Here is a 24,129-nt window from a genome sequence, read left to right as displayed (position 1 = left end):
GGTTATTGTTAATGAAAAAAGCCGCCGGATTGCTCCGGCGGCTCGTTTTCTTGGATGGCAAATGAAGAATCAGGCGGCCAGATCACGCAGGACGTATTGCAGGATGCCGCCGTTCTTCATGTAATCGAGCTCATCGAGCGTATCGATGCGGCACCAGATCGGCACCTCCTTCACCGTGCCATCGCCATAGGTGACCTTGGCGACCGTCTTCTGGCGCGGCTTGATGTCGTTGAGGCCGTCGATCTCGACCGTTTCGTCGCCCTTGAGGCCCAGCGATTTCCAGCTGACGCCCTCGTCGAAAACGAAGGGGACGACGCCCATGCCGACCAGATTCGAGCGGTGGATACGCTCGAAGGACTGGGCGATGACCGCGCGGACACCCAGGAGGTTCGTTCCCTTGGCCGCCCAGTCGCGCGAGGAGCCGTTGCCATATTCGATGCCGGCGAAGATCACCAGCGGCACGCCTTCGGCACGGTACTGCATGGCGGCGTCGTAGATCGGCATTTCTTCCTTGGTAGGATAATGGATCGTGTAGCCACCCTCGCGTCCATTCTCGCCCAGCATCCAGTTGCGGATGCGGATATTGGCGAAGGTACCGCGCATCATCACCTCATGATTGCCGCGCCGGGTGCCGTACTGGTTGAAATCGGCGACGCCCACGCCATGATCCATGAGATAGGAGCCGGCCGGGGACTGCACCTTGATGGAGCCTGCCGGAGAGATGTGGTCGGTGGTGATCTTGTCGCCGAAGAGGCCGAGGACGCGCGCACCCTTGATATCGTCGATCTTGCCGGGCGTCTTGCCCATGCCGACGAAATAGGGCGGGTTCTGCACATAGGTGGACTGGTCGTCCCAGGTGTAGGTCTGACCTGCGGGAATCTGCACCGCCTGCCAGTTTTCGTCGCCCTTGAAGACGTCGGCGTACTTTTCCGCGAAGAGCTTGCGGGTGACGTTCCTGGCGATGAATTCCTGGATCTCCTGGGAGGACGGCCAGATATCCCTGAGGAATACCGGGTTGCCATCCTTGTCCTCGCCAAGCGGCTCCTTGGTCAGGTCCTTGGTCACGGTTCCGGCCAACGCATGGGCGACGACCAGCGGCGGCGAGGCGAGATAGTTTGCCTGCACATCCGGCGAGACGCGGCCTTCGAAATTGCGGTTGCCGGAGAGGACGGCGGCGGCGATCAGGCCTTTGTCATTGATGGTCTTGGAAATCGGCGCGGGCAGAGGGCCGGAATTGCCGATGCAGGTGGTGCAGCCGAAACCGACGAGGTTGAAGCCCAGCGCGTCCAGGTCCTTCTGCAGCCCGGCGCTTTCGAGATAGGCGGCAACGACCTGCGAACCCGGCGCAAGCGAGGTCTTGACCCAGGGCTTGGTCTTAAGACCCTTGGCCACCGCATTGCGGGCGAGAAGCCCTGCAGCGATCAGCACGCTCGGATTGGAGGTGTTGGTGCAGGAGGTGATGGCGGCGATGACGACATCGCCATGGCCCAGGTCGAAGGCTTCGCCTTCGACCGCGTAGCGCGTGGTCTGGCCGGTGGTCTTCTTGTATTCCGTCTCCAGCGACTTGGCGAAGCCGGCGCCGATGTCTTCAAGCGCGATGCGGCCTTCGGGGCGTTTCGGACCGGCCATGGACGGCACGACAGCGCCGAGGTCCAGCTCCAGAATGTCGGTAAACACCGGATCGAGCGAGCCGGATTCGCGCCACATGCCCTGCGCGCGGGTATAAGCCTCGACGAGCGCGATCCGCTCTTCGTCGCGGCCAGACATGTTCATATAGTTCAGCGTTTCCCCGTCCACGGGGAAGAAGCCGCAGGTCGCGCCATATTCGGGCGCCATATTGCCGATGGTGGCGCGGTCGGCGAGTGTCATGTTGTCAAGGCCGGGGCCGAAGAACTCGACGAACTTGCCGACGACGCCCTTCTTGCGCAGCATCTGCGTGACGGTCAGCACGAGATCGGTGGCGGTGACGCCTTCCTTCAGCTTGCCGGTCAGGCTGAAGCCGATGACCTCTGGCAGGAGCATCGAAACCGGCTGGCCCAACATCGCCGCCTCAGCCTCGATACCGCCGACGCCCCAGCCAAGAACGCCAAGGCCATTGACCATCGTGGTGTGGGAATCGGTGCCGACGCAGGTATCGGGATAGGCGACGATGACGCCGTCCTCTTCCTTGGTCCAGACGGCCTGCGCCAGATATTCAAGGTTCACCTGATGGCAGATGCCGGTGCCGGGCGGCACGACGCGGAAATTGCGGAACGCCTGCTGGCCCCATTTCAGGAAACGGTAGCGTTCGCCGTTACGCTCATATTCGAGATCGACATTGCGCTTGAGTGCCTGCGCGTTGCCGAACTCGTCGACGATGACCGAATGGTCGATGACGAGATCGACGGGAACGAGCGGATTGATCTTTTCGGGATCGCCGCCGAGTGAAACCATGGCGTCGCGCATGGCGGCGAGATCGACGACTGCGGGAACGCCGGTAAAATCCTGCATCAGGACGCGCGCCGGGCGATAGGCGATTTCCGCGCCCGCACTGCCGCGGTCGGTCAACCATTTGGCGATGTTCTCGATGTCGGCTTTCTTGACGGAGCGATCGTCCTCGAAGCGAAGCAGGTTCTCAAGCAGAACCTTCATCGTGAATGGCAGCCGGGAAATGCCCTCCAGGCCGTTCTTCTCGGCCTCGACCAGGCTGTAATAGACATATTCCTTGTCCCCCACGGTGAGGGTTTTACGGCATTTGAAGCTGTCGATATGTGACACGAACGTTCGTCCTTATGCTGCTGGGCCGAAACCCGAGACGAACGCCTAATGCTCACGTTTCAAGGACGCGGCTCAAGGTGCGGGTGCAGTCATTTCCGCTGTCCGTCCCGTGGCCCGCTTCGAAAAGCGAACATCTGAGATCGGCCAAAAATGGTTTCCACACCGACCGCTGGCATGGTAGCCGCTATATAAAGAGTTTCCTGTAAACGTTCCAGACTGTTATTGCGCGAAATCAGCGCTTGCGGCGAATTGTTGCGGCGGGGATTTCCAAGCTGGCGGATGAGCAAATGCGGCTTTTGGCCCGGAATTTAAGCGCGGAACGCAGCGGGGAAACGATCTTCGCCGATCTCGAATTTGTGATCGAAGCGGGCGGTGCGCTCATCGTGACGGGCCCTAACGGGGCGGGCAAATCGACTTTGCTGCGAATCATCGCCGGGCTATTGCCGCCGCTTTCGGGCAGTGTCCGGCTGGAAGGCGGCGATCGCTTCCCCGATTTGCAATCCGCCTGCCATTATCTCGGCCATACCAATGCCATGAAACCCGCTTTAAGCGTGCAAGAAAATCTCGCCTTCTGGCAGGATTTCAACGGCGAGAGGCGGATGAATATCGATGAAGCGCTCGATACGGTTGGTCTGGAAGGGATCGACCACTTCCCCTTCGGCTATCTCTCGACCGGCCAGAAGCGGCGGGTATCCATCGCGAAACTGCTGGTGAGCTATCGCCCGGTCTGGTTGCTCGATGAGCCGACGGCGGGGCTGGACAAGGTTTCGGAAGACCGATTCGCAGGGTTCATGCGCGGGCATCTTGACGAAGGCGGCATCATCGTTGCGGCGACGCATCTACCGCTCGGGCTCGATGGGGCGCAGGAATTGGCGATGAGAGGACAGGGATGAACGCCCTCTTCATCCGCGATTTTCGCCTCGCGCTGCGGGCCGGTGGCGGGGCGCTGGTCGGCATATTGTTCTTTCTCGCGGTGATTACGGTGGTGCCGTTCGGCGTCGGGCCGGATCTGGCGCTCCTCTCCCGCATCGGGCCGGCCATTCTTTGGATCGGCGCGCTACTGGCGGCGCTGCTCGGGCTCGACCGGCTGTTCCAGGCTGATCGTGAGGACGGCTCGCTCGATCTTCTCGTCATGGCCGCCGACCGGCACATGTTGAGCGTCACGGTGCTCGTCAAATGCCTGGCGCACTGGACGGCGAGCGTACTACCGCTGGTGGCCGCCGCGCCGCTGCTCGGGCTGTTCATGAATATGCCCCCGACGGCAATCGGCGGCACAGCGCTGACCCTTCTCGTCGGAACGCCGGCCATCACGCTGATCGGAGCGGTGGGGGCGGCGCTGGCTGTTTCGCTGCCGCGCGGTGGGCTGCTCGTCTCGGTGATCGTGCTGCCGCTGACGGTGCCGGTGCTGATTTTCGGGGTTTCGGCGGCCTATGGTGCAACGGCAAAGGGCGCGCCGTTCCTTGCGCCTTTTCTCATCCTCGCCGCAATCACCCTGTTCTTCGCGGTGATCGGCCCGCTCGCGGCGGCGGCGGCGCTGAAATTATCCACTGATTGATGTGGATGAATTGCCGGATTTATCCATCAAGGTTATGAAGGTGTTTATGTCCGAAACCACCGCCCAACCCTTGAAACTGCTTGACCTGGCCAACCCGGCGCGCTTCCTGTCGCTGGCGGGAATGCTTCTGCCGTGGCTCGCGGGATTGTCGGCACTGGTTCTGGCGATCGGGCTTACTATGTCCATCAATGCGCCTGATGATTACCAGCAGGGCATGACCGTCAAGATCATGTTCATTCATGTGCCTTTCGCCTGGCTTTCGATGATGTGCTACACGCTAATGGCTCTCGCGGCGCTCGGCACGCTGGTCTGGCGGCATCCGCTCGCCGATGTCTGCGCCAAGGCAGCGGCCCCCATCGGCGCGGCGTTCACAGCGCTTGCGCTCATCACCGGCTCGCTCTGGGGCAAGCCGATGTGGGGCACATGGTGGGTGTGGGATGCGCGGCTCACCTCCGTCTTCGTGCTTTTCCTGATGTATCTCGGCATCATCGCGCTGTCGCGCGCGCTGGACGATCCGGCGAAATCGGCCAGAGCCGCCGCCGTGCTGACATTGGTCGGCTTCGTCAACATCCCGATCATCAAATTCTCGGTCGATTGGTGGAACACGCTGCACCAACCGGCATCGGTGCTGCGCGCCGGCGGCTCGGCCATCGATCCGTCGCTGCTTTGGCCGCTTCTGGTCATGGCGCTGGGCTTCACGCTCCTGTTCTTCACGCTGCATATGATGGCGATGCGCAACGAGATCTGGCGCCGCCGCGTCATCGCGATGCGGCGCATGGCGGCGCGAAAGGCCGACCAAAGCGAGGCGCAACCGGCATGAGCCACCTCGCCTTCGTGCTTCTCTCCTATGGCATTTCGCTGGCCGTGCTCCTAGGGCTCGTCGCGTGGCTATTGATAGACCAGCGGGTACAGCGCATGGAGTTGCAGCGGCTGGAAGCGCAAGGCATCCGCCGGCGCTCGCAGAAGGCGCAGGAAACATGAGCGACGGCGAGGCAGCAAGCCCGCGCCGCCGGCTTCCGCTGGCGCTCCTGCCGCTCGCCATTTTCCTTGCGCTGGCGGCGATTTTCACCGTTCAGCTTCTGTCGGGACGGGACGAAAGCGTCGTCCCCTCCGCGCTGATCGGCAAGCCCGCGCCGATAATGACGCTGCCGCCGGTAGACGGCCTTTTAAAAGGCGGAAAACCCATGCCGGGCCTCGATCCGGCGGCCTTCGCCGGTCAGGTGACGCTGGTGAACGTGTGGGCGTCGTGGTGTGTGCCCTGTCGCGTCGAGCACCCGCTCCTGATGCAACTTGCAAAAGACGAGCGCATCCGCCTCGTCGGGCTCAATTACAAGGACAAGCCAGAGAACGCCCGCGGCTTTCTCGACCAGCTCGGCAACCCGTTCTCAGCGGTAGGGACGGATGCAACAGGCCGCGCTGCCATCGAATGGGGCGTCTATGGCGTGCCGGAAACATTCCTTGTCGGGCGCGACGGGAGGATCATTTACAAGCATGTCGGGCCGTTCGATCCGGTTTCGATTCGTAATGAGCTGATGCCTATTATAGAAAAGGCCATTGCGCCACGAGGCTAAGTTTAATTGCTGAACTTGCCCTTCGAGTTATAATGGGAGGTCCGCTTGATCAGAGCCGTGTTCTTCGATGTAGGCGAAACGCTTGTAAACGAAACCCGACAATGGCACGAATGGGCTGATTGGCTCGATGTTTCCAAATTCTGTTTCGCGGCGGCACTCGGAGCCGTTATCCAAAGGGGCGGTCATCACCGCGAGGTTTTTACTTATTTTGATCAGGCTTTCGACTATGAGCAAGCAAAAGCCGAGCGGAAGCGCCGTGGCTTGGATTACCTAATTCGCCCAGATGATCTTTATGAGGATGCCGTTCCAACCTTGAAGCGGCTCGCAGCCGATGGTTACATAGTAGGGATTGCTGGAAACCAGCCAAAAGAAACCGAGCGTGCATTGGCTGAATGCGGCGTGCGGGCACAGATTGTTGCTTCCTCAATGAGCTGGGGCATTGAGAAGCCTCAATGAGCTGGGGCATTGAGAAGCCATCAGTTGCATTTTTTAAGCGTATAATCTCCGAAGCAAAAGTACATCCGTCAGAAATCGCCTATGTTGGCGATCGCTTGGATAATGATGTGATCCCCGCATCTGAAGCCGGGCTGCGCACTATATTCATCAGACGAGGGCCTTGGGCCCTCATCCAATCCAAAATTCTGGATACCTCTCGCGCAGATGCAATTATCGAAAGTCTCAAAGAACTTCCCGCACGATTAGCAGCTCTTTAGCAAGAAGGTGAGCCGTACCCAGTTAAGGCACCTGCCGCACCGCTCCCCTCGCCGCGCTCGTTGCCATGGCCGCATAAGCCCTCAGCGCCGTCGTCACCTTGCGCTTGCGCTCTTCGGTCGGCTTCCAGGCTTTGTCGCCCTTTGCCTCCATCGCCTCGCGGCGACGGGCTAGTTCGGCGTCGTCCACAGCGAGATGGATCTTGCGATTCGGGATATCGATCTCGATGATATCGCCTTCCTCGACCAGCCCGATCGCGCCGCCTTCCGCCGCTTCCGGCGAGACGTGGCCGATGGAAAGGCCGGACGAGCCGCCGGAGAAGCGGCCGTCGGTGATGAGGGCGCAAGCCTTGCCCAGCCCCTTCGATTTCAGGTAACTGGTAGGATAGAGCATCTCCTGCATGCCTGGGCCGCCGCGCGGGCCTTCATAGCGGATCAGCACGATATCGCCCGGCACGATCTTGCCGTTGAGAATGCCAAGCACCGCCGAATCCTGGCTTTCGAAAATGCGGGCAGGACCAGCAAATTTCAGGATCGAATCATCGACGCCGGCCGTCTTCACGATGCAGCCATCCTCGGCCAGATTGCCGTAGAGCACGGCAAGGCCGCCATCTCTGGAATAGGCGTGCTCGACATTGCGGATGACGCCCGTCTCGCGATCGAGATCGACGGCATCGAAACGGCGGTCCTGACTGAAAGCCACCTGCGTCGGCACACCGCCGGGGGCGGCGCGGAAGAAATCATGCACGGATTTGTTCTGCGTCCGCTTCACATCCCAGCGGTCGAGCGCTTGCCCCAGCGATTCCGCGTGAACCGAACCGACCGAGGTATCGAGCAGTCCCGCGCGGTCGAGTTCGCCCAGAATGCCCATGATGCCGCCGGCATGGTGGACGTCTTCCATGTGAACATTGGCGATTGCCGGCGCGACCTTGCAAAGCACGGGGACGCGGCGGGAGAGGCGGTCGATATCCGACATGGTGAAATCGATCTCGCCTTCATGCGCGGCGGCGAGAAGGTGCAGGACCGTGTTGGTCGAGCCGCCCATGGCAATGTCGAGCGTCATGGCGTTTTCAAACGCGGCGAAGCTGGCGATCGAGCGCGGCAGCACGCTTTCGTCGTCCTGCTCATAGTAACGGCGGGCGAGATCGACGATCAGATGGCCCGCCTCGACGAAGAGCCGTTTGCGGTCCGCATGGGTGGCGAGCGTCGAGCCATTGCCGGGTAGCGACAGACCAAGCGCCTCGGTCAGGCAGTTCATCGAATTGGCGGTGAACATGCCGGAGCAGGAGCCGCAGGTCGGGCAGGCCGAGCGCTCGATGGCCTGCACCTCCTCGTCGGAGATGCGATCGTCGGCTGCGGCGACCATGGCGTCGACCAGATCGAGCTTCTTTTCCTTGTCTTCCCAGACCACCTTGCCGGCTTCCATCGGGCCGCCGGAGACGAACACGACGGGGATGTTGAGCCGGAGCGCCGCCATCAGCATGCCGGGCGTGATCTTGTCGCAATTGGAAATGCAGACCATGGCATCGGCGCAATGGGCGTTGACCATGTATTCGACCGAGTCGGCAATGATCTCGCGCGAGGGCAGCGAATAGAGCATGCCGTCATGGCCCATGGCGATGCCGTCATCGACCGCGATGGTGTTGAACTCCTTGGCGACGCCGCCGGCGCTTTCAATCTCGCGGGCGACGAGCTGGCCCAGATCCTTCAGATGCACATGGCCCGGCACGAACTGGGTGAACGAGTTCACGACCGCGATGATCGGCTTGCCGAAATCCGCGTCCTTCATGCCTGTAGCGCGCCACAGGCCGCGCGCGCCGGCCATGTTGCGGCCATGGGTGGTGGTACGTGAACGATAAGCGGGCATCGTGCAAATCCTTGCCGGAATAAATCTCTAGGTCTGATTGATGGTCTTAACGGAGCGGGTCTCTGACACGCAAAGCGCAAATTGCCCCATGAGGACCATTTTTCAAGGCACCTCCTATCATATCGGCAATATAAAGCAAAAGAATGGACAGGTTGCGAAATTAAATTTCGCGTGAATCCGTCTCTGCGCCGTTCCATTGTTCTTCGAAGATCAAATCCTCGAGCGGCAAACGGCGGCGCCAGCCTTTCACCTCCAGTTCGGGCCGTTGATAGAGATGATCGACATAGCCCAGGCAGAGATAGGCGATGATCTCGACATGACCGGGGATGGAAAGCGCCTGTCTGAGAGCATCGTCATCGAGGATACTGACCCAGCCGACGCCGATGCCCTCGGCGCGGGCGGCGAGCCAGAGGTTCTGCACGGCGCAGACGGTGCTGTAGAGGTCCATCTGCGAGTTGTGGGTGCGCCCCAGCACGACCTTGCCGCCGCGCGTGCGGTCACAGGTAATGCAGAGATTGACCGGCGCCTTGCGGATGCCTTCGAGCTTGAGCGAGCGGTAAAGCGCTTGCTGCTCGGGCGGGAACATCGCCGCCGCTTCTTCATTGGCCTTGGTGAAAAGCGAATGGATGCGCGCGCGGCGGTTTTCGTCGCGAATGACGATGAAATTCCACGGCTGCATGAAGCCGACGGAAGGCGCGTGGTGGGCAGCGTTGAGGAGCCGCTTCAGCACATCGTCGGGAATGGGGGTGGGCAGGAATTCATCGCGTACGTCGCGGCGCGTGTAGATGGCTTTGTAGAGCGCAGCGCGCTCTTCAGCCGAAAAGCTTGCTGCCGCGCCGAATGCTTCCTCGTCGGGCTTCTCCGGCATCAGGCGATCAAAAGGCCCGGAAGGTAAGCGTCGTCAACGAACGGACGATGCCGGGGATATCGAGGATGTTCTGGTTGATGAACTTGCCGATATCCTCACCTTCCTCGATATAAATCTTCATCAAAAGATCGAACTCGCCGCTCGTGGAATAAAGCTCGGAGACGATCTCGCGCTCGAACAGGGCGTCGGCGACCTCGTATGTCTTGCCGGGCGCGCACTGCAATTGCAGAAAAACCGGTTTCATGACCTTCTCCATTTTCGCACTGTAGGATGCTTTATAGAAAAACCCCTGGCAGCAAAAGAGTTGTGCCGCCTTCGCAACTGCGATATGATGAAAAGGTTCGTTAAGACCATCTGGGAGAGACCGGTAAAATCCGGCGCCGACGGAGCAACCACCCCGGAAACTCTCAGGCAAAAGGACCAGAATGGTTTAGAACATCTGGAGAGTGGCGTTTCGCATTGTTCAAAAGCAGAGCGCCCACCGAAGGAGAAAAGCCCAGCCGGCCGGCGCCTTGAAGCGCTGGCAGGACCCGCGGACCGGAACACAGGTGACAAACATCTGGTCTCCCGCAGGGCTGAAACTCTCAGGTTCCGTGACAGATGGGGTTTCGCGCCGCCCGCAATGAGGGGGCAATGCAGAAACCGGGTGTCACAAGGAACGAAGAGAAATGACCCGCATCGCCATTATCGGAGCCGGAATCACCGGCATTACGACTGCCTATGCCCTTAGCCGTCAGGGCTATGAAGTAACCGTCTTCGACCGCAACCGCTACGCGGCGATGGAAACCTCGTTTGCCAATGGCGGGCAGCTTTCGGCCTCCAATGCCGAGGTGTGGAACAGCTGGGCGACCGTGATGAAGGGCATCAAGTGGATGTTCCGCAAGGATGCGCCGCTTTTGATGAACCCGATGCCCTCATGGCATAAATACTCCTGGATGGCGGAGTTCGTCGGCAACATTCCGAATTACGAAAAGAACACGATTGCGACCACCCGCCTCGCCATCGAGGCGCGCAAGCATCTGTTCGAGATCGCCGAGGCGGAGAAGATCGATTTCGACTTGGAGCGCCGCGGCATCCTGCATATCTACCAGACCGCCAAGGGCTACGATCACGCGGCGCGCGTCAACAAATTGCTGACGGCGGGCGGCCTGGATCGCCACCCGGTTTCGACGGCGGAAATCCGCAACATCGAACCGGCCTTGGCCGGGCCGCTTTACGGCGGCTTCTTCACCCCGTCGGATTCGACCGGCGACATTCACAAATTCACGCGCGGCCTGGCGGATGCCTGCCTCAAGCGGGGCGTCACCTTCATTTCCAATGCGGATGTTCGGCAGCTGACGCATGCCGATGACGGCGTGACCGTCGAATGGAGTGAAATCACGCCGAAGGGTGAAGCCGCGAAAGTTGAAAAGACGCGTTTCGACGGGCTCGTGGTGTGCGCCGGCGTCGCCAGCCGCAAGTTCGCCGCGCAACTTGGCGACCGGGTCAATATCTATCCGGTGAAGGGCTATTCGATCACGATCAATCTCAACGATACCGAAAGCCAGAAGGCTGCGCCCTGGGTGAGCCTGCTCGACGATGACGCCAAGATCGTGACGAGCCGGCTGGGCGCGAATCGGCTGCGTGTTGCGGGAACGGCGGAGTTCAACGGCGAGAACCGCGATATCCGCTATGACCGCATCAAGCCGCTGATCGACTGGAGCGCCGGTCTCTTCCCTGAGATGAACACATCCAGCGTCGTGCCATGGGCGGGCCTGCGCCCGATGATGCCGGACATGATGCCCCGCGTCGGACCGGGCAATCACTCGCGGGTCTTCTACAATACCGGCCACGGCCATCTGGGCTGGACGCTTTCCGCGGCGACGGCGGAAATGGTTGCAGGGCATATCAGCTCTGCCCTGCCCGCCGAAGACCGGTCCAAACCGGCTTTCAAGTTCGCGGCGGAATAACAGATACCAAAGCGAGAAATAATTATGGCCGGAGCAGTGCTTCCGGCCATAATTTTACGGACAGCACAGTGAAACGTGAAGTCGCCGGCTATTGAATGTCCTAACATGAAAAGCCTATATAAGATTTCGCGTGGAAATCCTTTCATGATTTCCAATCAATTTTACCGGTGGAATCCGTAGGGCTTAGAATATCCATATTTCAGTTTCAAATATAGTCTTGCGGCGTTTATGCCGTCTCTCGTATTTGTGAAACGATGACATTCATCGCACCCATATTGCTGGCCATCTTTGCCCTTGCGTTCGTGGGAATCTGGGGCGCTTGCCGAATCATCCTCACCGAACACAGGTATAATTTCCTGTTGGCCTATGGGGCGTCATTTCTCGCCTTCAGCCTGGCTATGCTCGTGCAGTTCGCCCATATGCCTGATGACGCAGGCTATAATGCGATTATTTCGGGCTCGCTCTATATCGGTGCGTGTCTTCTCCTTGTCAAAGGCATCCTGGGCCGATCCAACCGCACCCTGCCGGCGGCATTTTACGCGGGGGTCTTTTTTGCTATCCTCGTACCCCTCTCCTACTTTTACTATATCGACAGAAATCTGATCGCCCGGATCTATCTTCTTAATTTCGGGATGGGCGGGATTTTCCTTTTTCTTGCGGCGCGGGCCAATTTTCTGCGGCACGGCACGGTTACTGACCGCATCCTCTTTTGGCTGGTGGTAGCGCTAGGCCTGCAATTCTTTGTGAGCATACCCCTGACGATCGGGTCGGTAACGGCGATCCAGCATCTGCCGCCTGTCGAGCGCCTCAGGGAATTGACCACGACCAGCTTCTGGATCTGGAGCAAGGGATCCGTCACCCTCCTTGGCGCAACCATCGGGCTCGGATTGATCACCATTTCCGGCGCCGATATTATTACAGCGCTTCGTGGCGAGCGCGATACGGATCCCCTCACGGGGGCGCTGAACCGCAGGGGACTGGATACCCATCTCCCGCAACTTCTGGCAAGGAACAACCGCGCCGCGGTCAGCGTCATTGTCTGCGATCTGGATTATTTCAAAAGCATCAACGATACTTACGGCCATGCCGTGGGCGATGCGGTGCTGACGCATTTCACCCAGATCCTCAAAAAATCCATCCGCTCCACCGATCTCGTCGCCCGTATCGGCGGCGAGGAGTTTGTCCTCGTCCTGGCGGGGATGACCGTGGAAAACGCCTATCTCTTCGCGGAGCGTATCCGTAAGGCGGTCCAGAGCCAGCATTTCGAAAAGGTGGCCCCGACACAGATCATTACCTGCAGTTTCGGTATTACCGGTTTCCGCAAACACGACGACCTGTGGGCTGCTGTGAAGCGCGCCGACGGCATTCTGTATGCCGCCAAGAAGGCCGGACGAAACCGCACCTATGCCGAAGGGATCGCGGCCTGAGTTTTTAATCGCATGATCTTATCCAAAAAGTCTGCAACTTTTTGGGATCATTGAATTTTAAATCGCATGATCTTATCCAAAAAGTCTGCAACTTTTTGGGATCATGCGCGCTCATCCCACCACCACCGTCGCTTTTCCCGGAACCCGGTTATAGAGATCGATGATATCCTGGTTAATGAGACGGACGCAGCCGGATGACATCGATTGGCCGATGGACCACCATTCCGGCGAGCCGTGGATACGGTAGCCGGTGTCGACGCCATCGCGGAAGATATAGAGCGCGCGCGCGCCGAGAGGGTTTTGCACACCGCCCTCCATGCCGCCTTTGTATTGTACCAGTTCCGGCTTGCGCTGGATCATTTCCGGCGGCGGTGTCCAGCGCGGCCATTGTTTCTTGTACTGGATATTGGCGCGGCCCGACCACAGGAAGCCCGCCTTGCCGATGCCGACGCCATAGCGGATCGCATCGCCGCCCGGCTGCACCAGATAGAGATAGCGTTCCTTCAGCCTGACAACGATCGTGCCGGGCGCCTCGCCCGTCGGATCGGGAACAATCTGGCGGCGGAACTGTTTCGGCACCTTCTCATAAGGAATGGCCGGCAGGGCATATGGCCCTTCCTGCACCGCCGCATACATGACATCGGGCGTGGTGACCGCCTTGTCGACACTGATCTGCGGGCGTATCGCCCCTGTCGACATTGAATCGACGTTGAAGCCCGACATATCAAAAGTCGGCGAACAACCCGCGGCGCCTGATAGCGTCACCGCGCCGGCTCCGAGAAGGAACGCCCGGCGGTTCAAATGGTCCGGTTGATGCGACATGAATGTTCGACGGCCCCAACTGCAACGAATGGAGCGACAATGCGACATCACGGTTGATGAAGCGTTAAGAGCGCATCCGTTCAATAATCCTTCTCATAGAAAAGCCCGATGCTGGAATCGCTGGTGCCGAGCGCGCCCTTGGCTTTCAAATCCTTGGTGATGTCGAGATTGATCGTACCCTTGGTGTCGCCGTTCGCTCCCGCTTCGACGCCGAGATAAACATTATCGCGAATATAACGCCCGGCGCGGACGCCGGCATTGCCCTTGGTGTCGGTGACGATATCGAGATCGTCAAGGCCGGTGCTACGCCTGAGACTGCCCAAAAGCGAGGTGTTCTTGCCGCCCGCCAGCTCCGCCGCCGCCGCCGCGAGCTGGGCGATCTGGAAGGCCGAAAGCTCATTGAGCGAGCGGTCGAAGATGAGCCGCGCCAGCACCTCATCCTGCGGCAGCTCCGGCTGCGAGGAAAAGGCGATGGCCGGATCGTCTACCGTACCCGTCACTGTGATAATGACGACGATATCGCTCTTCTGCGCCCGCGCGACGAAATTGAGCTGCGGATTCAGGTCGCCCACCAGCGTCACCTGCCCTTCGTCGAAGGTGATGCGCTGGCTTAACAGATCGAGACGCCCGCGCGTGAGCGTGAAAGCTCCGATGGGATGGATATTGGTGACGGGGCCCGTCAGACGCACTGAGCCGCCAAGCTCGACATCCAGCCCGCGCCCGCGCACGAAGATGCGGTTCGGCGCGTTGACCTCCACATCGAGGCGGACAACACTCGGGCGGGCGGTAGGCTTCGGAACCTTGCGGCCATCAACCTTGGCGCGCTCCAGTGTGCGCTCCACGGCTGGTGGCGTGAAGATATGCTTCACATCGATATTGGCCGCACCGCCGCCCAGTTGTTCCGGCACGGAGATTTCCGCTCGCTCCACATCGATGCGGCCTGATATCAGCGGATCACGCGCGAGCGGGCCGGTGATGGCGAGGCCGCCATTGACGGTTGCCACGATGAGATCACCATCGGCATAACGGGCGCGGTTGAAGGTGATGCGGATGTCGGCCGGAAAATTGGCTGCCGGGTCGATGGAGATCGTGCCGTTGGCGCCTATCGAGCCGCCGGTGGAAAGCGCCGCGGCGGCATTGCGGATGGTCACCGTCTGCCCGTCCATGCTGCCCATGATGTTGATATCGCGCAACTGGACATTGGTTTCCGGATCGGTGAACCGCGCGCCGCTTGTCGAGAACATGCCCCGAACCGAAGGCTTGTCGACGCTGCCCGAAACATTGGCGGTCAAGGACAGCGTGCCGGAAGCTTGCGCGCCGCGATCGGCGACGAAGCGGTTGGCGAGCGCGAGCGGCACGCTGCCGGTCACATCGACCCCCAACCCGGAACCTGAAATCGGCACGCGGCCCTTGGCCGAAAGCATGAAGCCCTGCGGGCCATCTATCGTGGCGGAGGAGAGATCGACCGCCTTGTCGGCATAGCGCCCAGCCGCGTGGAGCGTGAGGGGGCTCAGGCCATTGTCGCGCAGCGGCTTGGCGGCCAGACCCGCGCCGCTCAGTTCGAATGTTGCGTTTGGGTTCGCACGGGCTCCGGTGATGCTTGCGGTGCCATTGACGGTTCCGCCAAGTTCCAAGTCCGGCCGCAGCGTATTGGCAATCGCCAGCGGCAGGTCGCGGATCGCAACCGAGAGGCCCAGCGTATCCGCCACGGCGCCGCTGAGGCTCACCCGACCGCCGCCGACATCAAGGAGAATATCGCCAAGCGAAATATTCGAACCTTTGACATCAATCTTCGCGGGCTGAATGAGCCGGGCGGCCAGCGCGCCCTGCCGCAGATCGGCGGAATTGAGCGAGAGGAGATAGCCGCCATTTTGCGGCTCGAGCGCGCCTGCCACAGCGGCGGTCGTTCCGTTGTTCAGCTTTGCATTGGCAGTGAAATCAGTTTTCGAACCGGCCTGCGTCGCCTTGGCATCGAGACTGTCCACTGTCTGCCCGGCGATCACCATATCGCGTGCGGTGACCGTGCCGTTTGCTGCGGGAACGCCGAAAAGATCGCGAGCGTTCGCCGCGATATCCGCAGCGCCGATGCTGTTTTCGTCAAGCTTCAGATTACGGATCGTGGCGTTGATATCGGCGTTCTGGCGTCCGTCTGCGTGGTCAAGACTGATATCGGCCTGCGCCTTGCCCGACGCTTCGATCAAAAGCAGGGCAGCGGCGGTGGAAATATCGGTTGCGTCAAGCGACAGCTTGCCCTGATAGAGCCCATCGATCGTCTGCGTCACACCGCCGGAAATGCGCGTACCACCGGCATTGAACGAAAGGTCGCTCAGGCGCTTTTCACCATTGGCGAGGCTAAGCAAGCTGGAGAGATCGACGCGCTCGCCATTGAGAAAAGCGAGCCCTTGTATCTGGCCGTTCAATTGGCCCTTGTCCAGCGAACCGTTGAAATTGACCGCCCCATCCGAGAGCTTGCGACCGGCCAACATTCCCTGCGGCACGGCGGCTTTCACCGCCAGCGCGATCTTGTCCTCCTGCCCCTTTGCGCTGCCGTTAAGGGTCAGCTTGCCGGACGCTTTTTCGGAAAGAAGCGCCAGATCGGCCAAGGCGACGCCGAAATCGAAATCCGCCGATTTCGAGGAGAAGTTGCCGTTGGCGGTGATTTCGCTCTGGGGGTTGCCGATGCGGAAATTGCGGGCGGTGATGCCCTTTTCATCACGCGCGACGCCGCCGCTCAGCTGAGTTTCACCGGCGATAATCCGGTCCACCACCTCATTGCCGATGCGCATTCCGGTGGCGTTACCGGCGAGCGCCAGATCGAAGGCGCCGGAAAGCGGATGGATCGTGCCATCCGCGTTCAAATCAAGACGACCAGCAAGGTCGCGCCCGGCGAGCTGCGAGAACGGCGCGATGCTTTCGGCCTTTACGCTTGTATTGCCGGTGAAGGCGTAATCCTTGATATCGCCTTTCAAGCCAACGCTGAGGCCGTTTCCGGCAAGCTCCGCCTTCGCTATACGTATCGGCGTTCCGGCCTGCCATGCACCATCAGCGGCAAGCGTGATGCGGTCGCCCAGCGCTTGTGCGATATCGGCGCGCGGCGAGGTAATCCCGGAAACATTGCCGGCAACATCGAAGGTGATATGCCGCGCCGTGGGCAATTCAAGGTTTTCCGCAAGGCCGCCCATTTTCAGCGCGATGTCCCTTGCCGAGATATCACCGCTGGCGAGGTTGTTTATATCGAGCGAGCCGGTCCAGTCATTGGTGGGGCGGTCGCCAAAGGCAACATGCAGCGCCGCGCGCTCCACCGTCGTCTGGCCGCCCGGCACCGGCAGAACCACCTTTTTGCCAGCCGGATCGGCAAGCCGCGCATCGACACGCAGCCGATTGAGGAACCCATCCGCGCCCGTCTCGGCGGCGGCGGTGAGATTCAACGCCGCGCTGGTCAGGTCGACGCCATCGATCCGCACCCCGCCCGCATCCTTGACGAGGCCATGGGCGGCAAGCACCGTCTCTGCGCCGAAGAAATCCCGGAAGGCAGGTGGCACGAGGACCGCGATGGGCCCGCGAAAATCACTACGGAAGCCGAGACCGCCAGCCTGTTTGTCCAAAGTCACGAGGCCCGTCAGCACACGCTTTTGCGCGGCGTCGAGCGCGAGATTGAGATCGATATCATCCAGCGGGCCCGAACCGGCGAGCGTCAGGTCAACGGGCGGGCGGCCTTCGATTTCCAGAAGATTGGCGACGATGCCATTTGCCGGTTCAGCGAGTTTAAAGTTCAGATCGAGGTTTCGCGTCTTCTTGACGTAGGCGGCGGTCAAATGGAGCTGGCCGCCCGGCCCGTCGAGCCGCCGGATATCGAGCGCCGTATCGAGCGAGCCATCCTCCAGCCTGAGCCTGCCTGCGGCGGAAACCACGGAGGCGAGCCCGAAGACATCCTTGCCGAATGTCAGACGCGCGATGTTCAACTGGTCGAGATTGATAGCGAGCGGCAGTTCCGGCAGGCTGAACCCGCTCGTCTCCGGCGCGGGCAGGCTCTCATCCGGCAAAGGCTTGCGCGTAAAGTCTATGCGGTCGGCGGCAAGTGTCTGGATGCTGAGCCGTCCCGTCAAAAGCGCCGCGCGGCTCCAGACGATGCGCGCATTGGTGACGCTGAGCCACACGCCCTCGCGATCAGCGACGGTGATGGAGCCGATGGTCGCCTCCGATGAAAGCGCACCCTGAATGCCCGAAATGGTGATGCGGCGATTCGGCGTGGAAAGCTGATTTTCCACGAATGAGAGGAAATACGACTTCTCTTCTTCCGCATTTTCTTGCGGAAAAGCGGGCGCATTTTCCTGCGCGAACGCTGGAAAAGCGGCGAGGAAAAAGGCGAGGATTGCGAGCAGCTTGGTCAAAACGCCTGTCCTATACCAACGTAGAATGCCACGCTCGGATCGCCATGGCGGCGGTTCAGCGGAACTGCCACATCGAGGCGGATGGGCCCCAGGCCGGTCTGATAACGCACGCCGCCGCCAACGCCGATGCTCATCTCTTCCGAGAAGTCGGGCAGCGTGTTCTCTCCCACATAACCGGCATCGACAAAGCCGACGATGCCGATATCCTCCGTCACCCGCGCGCGCACTTCAGCCGATGTCTCGACCAGCGAGCGGCCGCCGATGACCACGCCGGTCGATGTGACGACGCCAACATTGCGATACGCATAACCGCGAATCGACCCGCCGCCACCTGCGAAGAACAGCTTGTCGGGCGGCAGTTCCGAAGCCGATGGTCCAGCCAGCGCGCCGAGTTTCAGGCGTCCAGCCAGGACGACCCGGTCATCTTCGCCGAAACCGTAATAGGTGCGGCCTTCGGCGGTGAATTTGGCGGCGAAATTGCCGTATTCGAACTCGTGGAATGGCTCAACCACCCCTTCGAGGAAATAGCCTGATGTGGCGTCCGCAGGTTTGTCGCGGCTGTCATAGGTGAGACCACCCAGCACGCCGGCAGTCAGGAAATCCCGCTTGCCGAAATAATCGTCGTCGAAACGCGCGCGGGAAACAGTCGCGAAAGCGCGGCCCTTCAGCTCGTCGTTGAAGATATGGGTCAAGCCTGCCTGCGCGGTGATCGCCGTCCGGGTATAGGCGTCCAGCACCTCTTGCTCCGCGATGAGCGAGGAGACGAAATCGGTATCCGGCGTGAAGATGCCGGGCTTGGTAAAGGTGACGCCGGCGAGATAGCTATAATTCTTGGGGTCGAAGGCTTTCTTGTCCGTCGATCCGACGCCGCTGACCTTCGCATCGAAACGCAGCCGCTCCGCCTTGCCGAACAAATTGCGATGCATCCAATAGGTTTCGAGCCCGGCGCCATCAAGCGTGGAATAGCTGCCGCCTACGCCGAAACGGCGCAATGGGCGCTCCTGCACCGTCAGCGTCATGGGCAATGTGCCGTCCGGTTCGATTTCGTCCGCTTCGGTGATCGTGGCGGCGCGGAAGACTTCGAGCCGGTTCAGCCGTTTGCGGGCGCGCTCGATATCGCGCGGATTATACACCTCGCCCGGTTTCAGCCCCGTCTGCCTCGCGACGAATTGCGGGTCCATGCGCTCGGTGCCTTTGACGGCCACAGAACCGTAATGAGCGCGCCGTCCGGGATCGACTGCGATATCGACATCGACCGAATCATTGCGATGATCGGCGACGACGCTTTCCTTCGTGGTTTTCGCCTTGGCGAAGCCTTGCCGGCGCCAGCCATCGACGGCAAGAAGCTCGGCTTTGACGATGGTGCCGGAAACGGCGACCTTGCCCGGTGCAAAGCCTTCGTCTTCCGACGATTTCACCGCATCGCGCGGATCTGATGGCGGCGGGGCAAGCTCGCTGATGCTGGTTCGCGCAAAAAGAAACTGGGGACCGGGATCAACCGATATCACCACCGCTGACTCGCTGGGCAATTCCGCATCAATGGGGATGTCCGCCGCCTCGCGGCCGTTCACCTTGATGCTGATCGTGCCGCCATAGCGGCCATCGCCATAAAGCGCCTGGAGTATGCGGCGATAATCGCCCCTCGCCTTGGCGAGAAGCCCGGCCGCGCCGGAGACGGGCTTGTCCTCATCCGCGACAAGGCTGGAAGCGCCTTCGACCGTTTCCTTGGCATCGCTTTCGCGGCCGTCATGATTGCGCGCATTGCCGGTGATAGCAACCTGAACCTTGTAGCGCTTGGGGTCGGTGATCGACGCGTCGGCCGTTTCTTTTTTCTCACCCCAAAGGTGGATGCCGAATAAATCGAATGCAGCGGCGGGAGAAACGCCGAGCGGAGAAACCTGCCCGGTAAGAAGCAGCGCGAAAATGCCGATTTTTCGAAATGGTCCTCTCATCAAAAAAATTCGGCTCACTCTTTAAGAATTCAAGAAGGCCCTCCCCCAAAGGACATGAATCGCAATAGCACAGCTGTGAAAGGACGGCAAAACACACGTTTAAAATCCGAGATTTTACGTCAATGAATTGTTAATTATCGCGGTAAAGCATGATCCCTGAAAAATCGCGGACTTTTGGTCAAGAACCATCCAGCTAAAAACAAATGCAAAAATCCCGCCATTTCCGGCGGGATTTCATCTCTTGACGATTGAATTGGCCTATCGGCGACTTGCCGGCGAAGATGTATTAGGGCCGCCGCCGCGCCAGGGGGGCGGAAAGGCTGGACCGGGACCGCCAAAGCTCGGACGTCCCCAACGCGGCCCAGCCGGCCAGCGCGGGCCGCCCCAGAAGGGACCTGGCCCCCACGGGCGATGGCGATGCCAATAGGGCGGCGGTCCCCAGCCCGGACCGGGGCTCCAGAAACCATCATCGTCATCGTCCCAGAAAGGATCGCCCCCGCCAATGATCACGGTGCTGGTCGAATAGCTGGGGGCAACAGGCGTTGGAGCGGAGCCGACGGAAAGATAACGGGCGGATGTCCAGCCGGTAATGCCGGCCGCGTTGACACGGCACCAGGCGCCACTGCAGGCGCGGATATCGACCGCATAACCGCCGGGCAATGTCGCCACGCGGGGATATCCCGGGCCCGGCCCCGTCCTGACATTGAGCGATCCGACCGTATAGGCGAGCTCCGCCAGAGCAGCGGACGAGAACAGTGCAGCCGACAGAAGGACCGCAGAAAAAATACCGCTACGTAACTTCATGCCAAATCCTCTGCAAAGATTAGATACCGAAAAAACGATAGTTGAGACGAGCAATCTCGCAAGTAAATTACGGCGATAGAGTTTATAATAGAATAATAACTATGAAATTTGGATTTAACCTAATGTAAGTTCCGATACGTTTCCAAGTACGGCAATTAAAATACTACGCATCGCCTTTAGCTATCTTGGTTGGCCGCTGTAGTGGAAGCGCTGCGCCGCGGGGGCGTAATTATATTTCTTCTGGAGAGAGGAATTATCCCTTTTCTTTCATACCTAGCCGCCTTAAAGAAGCCTTATATCGGGCTTTTTCTCGGCTCCCCCGACGGCCCGCTCCATTGGATATGAAGAAACAATAGTGGGTATGAAAGATGACAGTCGCTGAAACACTTGCGCCGCCGATAAATTCCGCTCGCCGTGTCCTGTCCGCGAGCATGATCGGCACGACCATCGAGTTCTTCGATTTCTACATTTACGCCACGGCTGCGGTAATCGTATTCCCGCATCTTTTCTTCCCGGCCAGCGACGGCAATTCCGCGCTGCTTCAATCGTTCGCCACCTTCGCCATCGCCTTTTTCGCACGCCCGTTCGGCGCGGCGATTTTCGGCCATTTCGGTGACAGGATCGGCCGCAAGGCAACGCTCGTCGCCGCGCTGATGACCATGGGCCTTTCGACGGTGGCCATCGGTTTCCTGCCGACCTACGCCTCGATCGGCGTCATGGCGCCGCTCCTGCTGGCGCTCTGCCGCCTGGGCCAAGGCCTCGGCCTTGGAGGCGAATGGGGTGGCGCGGTGCTGCTTGCCACCGAGAATGCGCCGGAAGGCAAGCGCAGCTGGTACGGCATGTTCCCGCAGCTGGGCGCGCCGGCCGGGTTCATTCTGGCAAACGGCATTTTCCTGGTGCTGGGCGCAGTGATGACCGACGAACAGTTCTTCGCCTATGGCTGGCGTATCCCCTTCATCGCGAGTTCCGTTCTGGTCGCCGTCGGCCTGTTCATCCGTCTTCGGATTGCCGAAACGCCGGAATTCCAGAAGGCCATAGACAAGGCTGAGCGCGTCGCCGTTCCCGCGGCGCAACTGTTCCGGAAGCACAAGCTCAACCTGCTGCTTGGAACGATCGGCGCGGTGGCGACCTTCGTGCTGTTCTATCTGATGACCGTCTTCTCGCTTGGCTGGGGCACCCGCGCGCTGGGCTACGGCCGCGAGGAATTCCTCGTGCTGCAGATGATCGGCGTCTGTGCTTTCGGCCTGACGATCCCGTTCTCGGCGCTTCTCTCCGACCGTTACGGCATGCGCGCCGTCATGGTCATCGTAACGGTGCTGATCGGCGCTTACGGCCTGATCATGGCTCCGCTCTTCGGCGCGGGCGCACCTGGTGTCCTGGCCTTCCTCATCATCGGCTTCGGCCTGATGGGCATGACCTATGGCCCGCTCGGCGCGGTGCTGGCCGAACCCTTCCCGACCGCCGTTCGCTATACGGGCGCTTCACTTGCATTCAATCTGGCCGGGATCATCGGGGCGTCGCTGGCACCCTACATAGCCACATGGCTCGCCACCAATTACGGCTTCGCCTATGTCGGTTATTACATGCTGGCGGCGGCGATCCTCTCGCTGATCGGCCTCGCCTTCATCACACTTAACGACAAGGAATAGATTCTCGGAATAGATTCTGGGAATAGAATTCCGATCAGAATTCGAGGCCGGCGGTTTCCTGTTTCGTCAGGATGCCGGCCTCAACACAGTAGCGCACCTCGGCGCTCAAAATATCACGCGGGCGGATATCGGGAGAAGCGTTTCCGGACTGGTATAGCCCCAGATCCGTGAGGCTCTGCCTGCATCCAGCCTTCTGAATGGCGGATGCATCATTGGCGGGCGGCGTGGAGGATGGCGCGGCGGCCGGCTCTTTCACCGCATCATGCAGAAGAGGCCGCTCAAGGCCAGCATTGCTCGTCAGATAATAATAGGCGAAGGCGGCAATCGCCAGCCCGAGCGCCCCGAGCAAAAAAACAAGTCTGCGATCCCGCATGAACTCCTCCGCATCCCATCCATGGGATACTCCTACAATATAGGTTTTTCTGCGTATAGCGGCGATCAATAAAAAGAACGTGTCCGCGAGGGCGCGAGACAAAAACCGGCAATAAAAAAGGCCGGGCAAGCCCGACCTTCTTCACTCATCTCAACACCTGTGCCAGTACATCCGTGGTCAAAAGCGGAGATGGATTCGATAAATTCAATATAGGACGGTCAATATCCCATTGCAACCAACTGCATCCGCCCAAGCTCTTTATCTCGTTTACGCAGCAGCCCTGCTCTCGGAATAGTCCAGAACATCGCCAAGGCATTCCCGGAAAAGATCAAGATCGACCGGCCCGATGCGGCTCAAGTAGATATCAATTTCATCCCGGCCCAAACCGCGATTAAGCAGTTCAGCAATTGCTTCAAGCAGTATGGCTCTCTGATCGAACCTGTATCGTAGCATAGCCCTGCCCCCAGAGACCCAACCGCAACCGAATGAACTTGGAAAAGTCTAACGCCGATGTAGTTAACAAAGCGTTAACAAATCTCGATTGCAATCGAATTAAATAAAATTTTATGGAGCGGTGGATTACGGGGATATTGGTGGAGCCAAGCGGGATCGAACCGCTGACCTCCTGCATGCCATGCAGGCGCTCTCCCAGCTGAGCTATGGCCCCAACACTCGCATGATCGAAAAGCCCGCAGCCTTTCACGACCATGCTCATACTCGGAAATTTCCGGGCAGAACCGCCAGAGCAACGCCCTGACGAGGCGGCTTATTAAAGGGCGCCGGCGCGAAGATCAAGCTCTAAATCGCATCTCTTTTAGCCGGATGCGATTTATTTTCATGCGGCGCGAAATTCCACGCCGCATGAAATGAAAAAGCCGATTAATGCTCTTCGTCGTCAGAGCCTACGCCGCCGCCCAAGATGCCGGTGACGTCGTCATCGTCCGCGTCTTCCTCTTCCTCGAGGAAGGGATCATCGTCGCCGTCGTCGATTTCCACCTCGTCATCGCCGAGATCGGGCAGATCATCGGCGCCCTTGGCTTCGTCGTCGGCCTCTTCGAGCGAGACAAACTCGGGCTTCTCGAGAACGACATCGACCTCTTCCTCCTCGGTCTCGTCTTCCACGACGTGAGAATCAATGGCCGATTCGAAATAGGAGCGCGGATAGGACTGGCCCGTATAGGGCGAGACGATCGGATCGCGGTTCAGATCGTAGAATTTGCGGCCCGTTTCAGGGCAGATGCGTTTTGTGCCAAGTTCGGGTTTTACCACGGGGAGCCTCGCTGCTGACTGGCTTGGAAGCATATCCCATTCTCCGCGCCGGGCTGAAGGGATACGCCTCTTTCGATATTTTCGGTCCTTAAGCGCAATTTATCACCTTTGTCAAAGCTTATGGCTATAGAGAGCCACATTGCCGGATGACCATGCGTCCAAGCT

Annotated in this window: 21 protein-coding genes, 1 tRNA gene and 1 riboswitch; of the genes, 10 read left to right on the top strand and 12 right to left on the bottom strand. The window is 59.9% G+C overall.

Features of this window, described 5'->3' with window-relative positions; all coding sequences use genetic code 11:
* Nucleotides 1-69 precede the first annotated feature (69 nt).
* Nucleotides 70-2,757 carry an aconitate hydratase AcnA gene (acnA, locus tag C7477_RS05025; protein WP_110749649.1) on the bottom strand — a complete coding sequence of 896 codons (2,688 nt, stop codon included), beginning with the start codon at nucleotides 2,755-2,757 and terminating at the stop codon, nucleotides 70-72.
* A 287-nt stretch (nucleotides 2,758-3,044) separates the two neighbouring features.
* Between acnA and ccmA the strand changes: the two genes are divergently transcribed.
* The 7 genes from ccmA to C7477_RS04985 are packed head-to-tail and all read left to right on the top strand — an operon-like array spanning nucleotide 3,045 to nucleotide 6,596.
* Nucleotides 3,045-3,650 (top strand): heme ABC exporter ATP-binding protein CcmA, encoded by a 606-nt coding sequence (ccmA, locus tag C7477_RS05015; RefSeq protein WP_110749819.1) that lies wholly within the window; start codon nucleotides 3,045-3,047, stop codon nucleotides 3,648-3,650.
* Nucleotides 3,647-4,312 carry a heme exporter protein CcmB gene (gene ccmB / locus C7477_RS05010; protein ID WP_110749646.1) on the top strand — a complete coding sequence of 222 codons (666 nt, stop codon included), beginning with the start codon at nucleotides 3,647-3,649 and terminating at the stop codon, nucleotides 4,310-4,312. Before ccmA ends, ccmB begins: the two co-directional genes overlap by 4 nt.
* A gap of 46 nt (nucleotides 4,313-4,358) precedes the next feature.
* Nucleotides 4,359-5,132: a heme ABC transporter permease gene (locus C7477_RS05005; RefSeq protein WP_110749817.1), complete on the top strand. Its 774-nt coding sequence runs from the start codon at nucleotides 4,359-4,361 to the stop codon at nucleotides 5,130-5,132.
* Nucleotides 5,129-5,293: a heme exporter protein CcmD gene (gene ccmD / locus C7477_RS05000; RefSeq protein ID WP_110749644.1), complete on the top strand. Its 165-nt coding sequence runs from the start codon at nucleotides 5,129-5,131 to the stop codon at nucleotides 5,291-5,293. The genes C7477_RS05005 and ccmD overlap by 4 nt, the downstream gene beginning before the upstream one ends.
* Entirely contained in the window at nucleotides 5,290-5,883 is a 594-nt protein-coding gene (locus C7477_RS04995) for a DsbE family thiol:disulfide interchange protein (protein ID WP_110749642.1), read from the top strand. Before ccmD ends, C7477_RS04995 begins: the two co-directional genes overlap by 4 nt.
* Nucleotides 5,884-5,928: 45 nt before the next feature.
* Complete coding sequence (locus C7477_RS04990) at nucleotides 5,929-6,339, top strand: HAD family hydrolase (RefSeq protein WP_110749640.1); 411 nt, start codon at nucleotides 5,929-5,931, stop codon at nucleotides 6,337-6,339.
* Nucleotides 6,336-6,596 carry an HAD family hydrolase gene (locus C7477_RS04985; protein ID WP_110749638.1) on the top strand — a complete coding sequence of 87 codons (261 nt, stop codon included), beginning with the start codon at nucleotides 6,336-6,338 and terminating at the stop codon, nucleotides 6,594-6,596. The genes C7477_RS04990 and C7477_RS04985 overlap by 4 nt, the downstream gene beginning before the upstream one ends.
* A gap of 22 nt (nucleotides 6,597-6,618) precedes the next feature.
* On the opposite strand, the gene ilvD is transcribed toward C7477_RS04985, so the two are convergent.
* From ilvD to C7477_RS04970, 3 genes are all read right to left on the bottom strand, one after another.
* Nucleotides 6,619-8,460 carry a dihydroxy-acid dehydratase gene (ilvD, locus tag C7477_RS04980; protein ID WP_110749636.1) on the bottom strand — a complete coding sequence of 614 codons (1,842 nt, stop codon included), beginning with the start codon at nucleotides 8,458-8,460 and terminating at the stop codon, nucleotides 6,619-6,621.
* 160 nt (nucleotides 8,461-8,620) lie between these two features.
* A complete protein-coding gene (gene bluB, locus C7477_RS04975; protein ID WP_110749633.1) occupies nucleotides 8,621-9,328 on the bottom strand; it encodes a 5,6-dimethylbenzimidazole synthase in 708 nt (235 codons plus the stop codon).
* Nucleotides 9,329-9,335: 7 nt separating this feature from the next.
* The gene (locus C7477_RS04970; RefSeq protein WP_110749631.1) at nucleotides 9,336-9,572 is read right to left on the bottom strand and encodes an Lrp/AsnC ligand binding domain-containing protein; all 237 of its coding nucleotides are present in this window, start codon (nucleotides 9,570-9,572) and stop codon (nucleotides 9,336-9,338) included.
* A 101-nt stretch (nucleotides 9,573-9,673) separates the two neighbouring features.
* A riboswitch (glycine riboswitch) is annotated at nucleotides 9,674-9,761 on the top strand.
* 235 nt (nucleotides 9,762-9,996) lie between these two features.
* On the opposite strand from C7477_RS04970, the gene C7477_RS04965 reads away from it, so the two are divergent.
* Together C7477_RS04965 and C7477_RS04960 are read left to right on the top strand one after the other, a co-directional pair.
* Complete coding sequence (locus tag C7477_RS04965; protein ID WP_110749629.1) at nucleotides 9,997-11,277, top strand: D-amino acid dehydrogenase; 1,281 nt, start codon at nucleotides 9,997-9,999, stop codon at nucleotides 11,275-11,277.
* Nucleotides 11,278-11,531: 254 nt separating this feature from the next.
* The gene (locus C7477_RS04960) at nucleotides 11,532-12,704 is read left to right on the top strand and encodes a GGDEF domain-containing protein (RefSeq protein WP_110749626.1); all 1,173 of its coding nucleotides are present in this window, start codon (nucleotides 11,532-11,534) and stop codon (nucleotides 12,702-12,704) included.
* Between the two features lie 111 nt (nucleotides 12,705-12,815).
* Here the strand turns inward: C7477_RS04960 and C7477_RS04955 are convergent, their stop codons facing one another.
* From C7477_RS04955 to C7477_RS04940, 4 genes are all read right to left on the bottom strand, one after another.
* Nucleotides 12,816-13,526, bottom strand: coding sequence for a L,D-transpeptidase (locus tag C7477_RS04955; protein WP_110749624.1), 711 nt, complete (start codon nucleotides 13,524-13,526; stop codon nucleotides 12,816-12,818).
* Between the two features lie 80 nt (nucleotides 13,527-13,606).
* Nucleotides 13,607-17,917: a translocation/assembly module TamB domain-containing protein gene (locus C7477_RS04950; RefSeq protein ID WP_425373514.1), complete on the bottom strand. Its 4,311-nt coding sequence runs from the start codon at nucleotides 17,915-17,917 to the stop codon at nucleotides 13,607-13,609.
* On the bottom strand, nucleotides 17,914-19,869 hold the full coding sequence (locus C7477_RS04945) for an autotransporter assembly complex protein TamA (protein ID WP_110749622.1): 1,956 nt from the start codon (nucleotides 19,867-19,869) through the stop codon (nucleotides 17,914-17,916). The genes C7477_RS04950 and C7477_RS04945 overlap by 4 nt, the downstream gene beginning before the upstream one ends.
* Before the next feature lie 258 nt (nucleotides 19,870-20,127).
* The gene (locus tag C7477_RS04940; protein WP_110749620.1) at nucleotides 20,128-20,673 is read right to left on the bottom strand and encodes an SH3 domain-containing protein; all 546 of its coding nucleotides are present in this window, start codon (nucleotides 20,671-20,673) and stop codon (nucleotides 20,128-20,130) included.
* A 368-nt stretch (nucleotides 20,674-21,041) separates the two neighbouring features.
* On the opposite strand from C7477_RS04940, the gene C7477_RS04935 reads away from it, so the two are divergent.
* Complete coding sequence (locus C7477_RS04935) at nucleotides 21,042-22,322, top strand: MFS transporter (RefSeq protein WP_110749618.1); 1,281 nt, start codon at nucleotides 21,042-21,044, stop codon at nucleotides 22,320-22,322.
* Between the two features lie 34 nt (nucleotides 22,323-22,356).
* On the opposite strand, the gene C7477_RS04930 is transcribed toward C7477_RS04935, so the two are convergent.
* From C7477_RS04930 to C7477_RS04915, 4 genes are all read right to left on the bottom strand, one after another.
* Nucleotides 22,357-22,695 (bottom strand): hypothetical protein, encoded by a 339-nt coding sequence (locus tag C7477_RS04930; protein WP_110749616.1) that lies wholly within the window; start codon nucleotides 22,693-22,695, stop codon nucleotides 22,357-22,359.
* Between the two features lie 267 nt (nucleotides 22,696-22,962).
* Entirely contained in the window at nucleotides 22,963-23,148 is a 186-nt protein-coding gene (locus C7477_RS19140; RefSeq protein WP_110749614.1) for a hypothetical protein, read from the bottom strand.
* Between the two features lie 138 nt (nucleotides 23,149-23,286).
* Nucleotides 23,287-23,362: transfer RNA gene (locus tag C7477_RS04920), tRNA-Ala, on the bottom strand.
* Between the two features lie 212 nt (nucleotides 23,363-23,574).
* Nucleotides 23,575-23,964: a TIGR02300 family protein gene (locus tag C7477_RS04915; protein ID WP_110749812.1), complete on the bottom strand. Its 390-nt coding sequence runs from the start codon at nucleotides 23,962-23,964 to the stop codon at nucleotides 23,575-23,577.
* Between the last annotated feature and the right edge of the window lie 165 nt (nucleotides 23,965-24,129).

This window comes from Paramesorhizobium leguminum (genome assembly GCF_003217235.1).
In the GTDB taxonomy this organism is placed as follows: Bacteria; Pseudomonadota; Alphaproteobacteria; order Rhizobiales; family Rhizobiaceae; genus Paramesorhizobium; species Paramesorhizobium leguminum.
This window is presented reverse-complemented; position numbering and strand designations above follow the sequence as displayed.

What these genes read in the sequence shown, in the direction of transcription:
- ccmA (WP_110749819.1), top strand. Translation starts at nt 3,045, where the DNA reads ATGCGGCTTTTGGCCCGGAATTTAAGCGCGGAACGCAGCGGGGAAACG.
- ccmB (WP_110749646.1), top strand. Translation starts at nt 3,647, where the DNA reads ATGAACGCCCTCTTCATCCGCGATTTTCGCCTCGCGCTGCGGGCCGGT.
- C7477_RS05005 (WP_110749817.1), top strand. Translation starts at nt 4,359, where the DNA reads ATGTCCGAAACCACCGCCCAACCCTTGAAACTGCTTGACCTGGCCAAC.
- ccmD (WP_110749644.1), top strand. Translation starts at nt 5,129, where the DNA reads ATGAGCCACCTCGCCTTCGTGCTTCTCTCCTATGGCATTTCGCTGGCC.
- C7477_RS04995 (WP_110749642.1), top strand. Translation starts at nt 5,290, where the DNA reads ATGAGCGACGGCGAGGCAGCAAGCCCGCGCCGCCGGCTTCCGCTGGCG.
- C7477_RS04985 (WP_110749638.1), top strand. Translation starts at nt 6,336, where the DNA reads ATGAGCTGGGGCATTGAGAAGCCATCAGTTGCATTTTTTAAGCGTATA.
- ilvD (WP_110749636.1), bottom strand. Translation starts at nt 8,460, where the DNA reads ATGCCCGCTTATCGTTCACGTACCACCACCCATGGCCGCAACATGGCC.
- bluB (WP_110749633.1), bottom strand. Translation starts at nt 9,328, where the DNA reads ATGCCGGAGAAGCCCGACGAGGAAGCATTCGGCGCGGCAGCAAGCTTT.
- C7477_RS04970 (WP_110749631.1), bottom strand. Translation starts at nt 9,572, where the DNA reads ATGAAACCGGTTTTTCTGCAATTGCAGTGCGCGCCCGGCAAGACATAC.
- C7477_RS04965 (WP_110749629.1), top strand. Translation starts at nt 9,997, where the DNA reads ATGACCCGCATCGCCATTATCGGAGCCGGAATCACCGGCATTACGACT.
- C7477_RS04960 (WP_110749626.1), top strand. Translation starts at nt 11,532, where the DNA reads ATGACATTCATCGCACCCATATTGCTGGCCATCTTTGCCCTTGCGTTC.
- C7477_RS04955 (WP_110749624.1), bottom strand. Translation starts at nt 13,526, where the DNA reads ATGTCGCATCAACCGGACCATTTGAACCGCCGGGCGTTCCTTCTCGGA.
- C7477_RS04945 (WP_110749622.1), bottom strand. Translation starts at nt 19,869, where the DNA reads ATGAGAGGACCATTTCGAAAAATCGGCATTTTCGCGCTGCTTCTTACC.
- C7477_RS04940 (WP_110749620.1), bottom strand. Translation starts at nt 20,673, where the DNA reads ATGAAGTTACGTAGCGGTATTTTTTCTGCGGTCCTTCTGTCGGCTGCA.
- C7477_RS04935 (WP_110749618.1), top strand. Translation starts at nt 21,042, where the DNA reads ATGACAGTCGCTGAAACACTTGCGCCGCCGATAAATTCCGCTCGCCGT.
- C7477_RS04930 (WP_110749616.1), bottom strand. Translation starts at nt 22,695, where the DNA reads ATGCGGGATCGCAGACTTGTTTTTTTGCTCGGGGCGCTCGGGCTGGCG.
- C7477_RS19140 (WP_110749614.1), bottom strand. Translation starts at nt 23,148, where the DNA reads ATGCTACGATACAGGTTCGATCAGAGAGCCATACTGCTTGAAGCAATT.